Here is a 1732-nt window from a genome sequence, read left to right as displayed (position 1 = left end):
CACCCACACCGGGGAGCGGGGACTCAGGTGGGTGCTCGTTGCCCGGCCCCGCTTCGGGGCAGTGAGGTGCTACTTGGCTTGGGGAAGGTCCTCATCCTGTACGGCGTCCGTCCCGGACACGACGGGCGGGACATCGGCCGCGGCCTCCGGATGTGGTCCTTCCTTCAGCTGCTGCTGCAGCTCGGCCACGGAACCGGCCATTAGATCCGGCCGGAACGGGAAGGAGGCCACATCGGACTTGGAGGTGATTCCGGTGTGGACCAGGATGGTCAGTAGCCCCGCTTCCATACCGGCCACGATATCGGTGTCCATCCGGTCCCCGATCATGGCGGTGGTTTCCGAGTGCGCGTCTATCCGGTTCAGGGCGGAGCGGAACATCATGGGATTGGGCTTGCCCACCACGTACGGGTCGCGGTTGGTGGCCCGGGTGATTAAAGCGGCCACGGCGCCGGTCGCCGGCAGCAGGCCCTCGGGGGAGGGGCCGGTGGCATCCGGGTTGGTGGCAATGAAGCTGGCTCCCGCTCGATCAGCCGGATGGCTTGGTGATGGCTTCGAAGGAGTAGGTGCGGGTCTCGCCCAGCACCACGTAGTCCGGTGCCACATCGGTGAGGATGAAACCGGCGTCGTGCAGGGCCGTGGTCAGCCCGGCTTCACCGATCACGAAGGCCCTTCCGCCGGGACGTTGGCGGGAGAGGAATTCCGCCGTGGCCAGAGCCGAGGTCCAGATGTTTTCCTCGGGCACGTCCAGTCCGCTGGACAGCAGACGGGCGCGCAGATCCCGCGGGGTGTAGATCGAGTTGTTGGTCAGGACCAAAAACGGCATGTCATTGGCGCGCCAGTAGTCGATGAGGTCCGAGGCGCCGGGGATCGCCTGGTCCTCATGGACCAGCACCCCGTCCATATCGGTCAGCCAGCTGTTGATGTCGTGGATGGTGCGTTTTGCCCGCTGTAGCTTGGACACGATGCCAAGGTCCTTTCGTTGGATGGAACCGGCGGAACCAGTCGTCGTTGAGCGGCTTCCCTCTTAGGTACAGATTACACAGCCGCGCACGGAGCCCCGCCGTGCCCTCAGAGGACCGTGCGGAAGATGCTCAAAGCCATTTGTTCTTCTTGAACACCAGATACAGTCCCAGCGCGGCGGCCACCATGAGCCCCAGCGCGTAGGGGTAGCCGAAACTCCATTCCAGCTCCGGCATGATCTGGAAGTTCATGCCGTAGATGGCACCGATCAGGCTGGGGGTGAACAAGATGGCGGCCCACGAAGAAATCCGCTTCATCTGCTCATTCTGGGCCAGACCCGTTTCGGTCGCCCGCTGTGAGGCCAGGGTCGCCGACAGGGACAGGGCGTTGGAGAGCAGGGCGCGGAAGGACTCCACCCGCTCGGCGCAGCGAATCGCGTGGTCGATGACGTCCACCAGGTTGGCGTCCAGGCTCTTGGCCTCATCCCGATCCATGCCCGTGCGCCGCACCAGCCGGCGCAGCTGCTCCAGGACCTCGGGCAGCGGGGCCACGGCGCGCTGGAAGTCGATCACCTCGCGGGACAGCTCGTAAATGCGCCGCGAGACGTCCAGGTTGCCCTGGAAAAGCTGTTCATCGATCTCGTCGATGTCATTTTGCAGCCCGTCGATCACCGGGAAGTACTCGTCGATCACCTGGTCGATGATGGCGTACAACACCGCCGCCGGGCCGCTGGCCAGCAGCTGTGGGGACTGCTGCAGGTGCCGGCGCACGG

1 protein-coding gene and 1 pseudogene are annotated in these 1732 nt (G+C 65.0%); both read right to left on the bottom strand.

Features of this window, described 5'->3' with window-relative positions; translation table 11 throughout:
- Window positions 1-69: 69 nt before the first annotated feature.
- Window positions 70-901 (bottom strand): annotated as a pseudogene (locus tag JCM19049_RS13265) (HAD-IIA family hydrolase).
- A gap of 190 nt (window positions 902-1091) precedes the next feature.
- On the bottom strand, window positions 1092-1732 hold a 641-nt coding region (locus JCM19049_RS13260; protein WP_279403207.1), incomplete at its 5' end, for a magnesium and cobalt transport protein CorA.

The sequence above is a fragment of the Arthrobacter sp. JCM 19049 genome, from assembly GCF_001310435.1.
The sequence above is the reverse complement of the archived record's forward strand: the minus strand, read 5'-3'. Positions and strand labels throughout refer to the sequence as shown.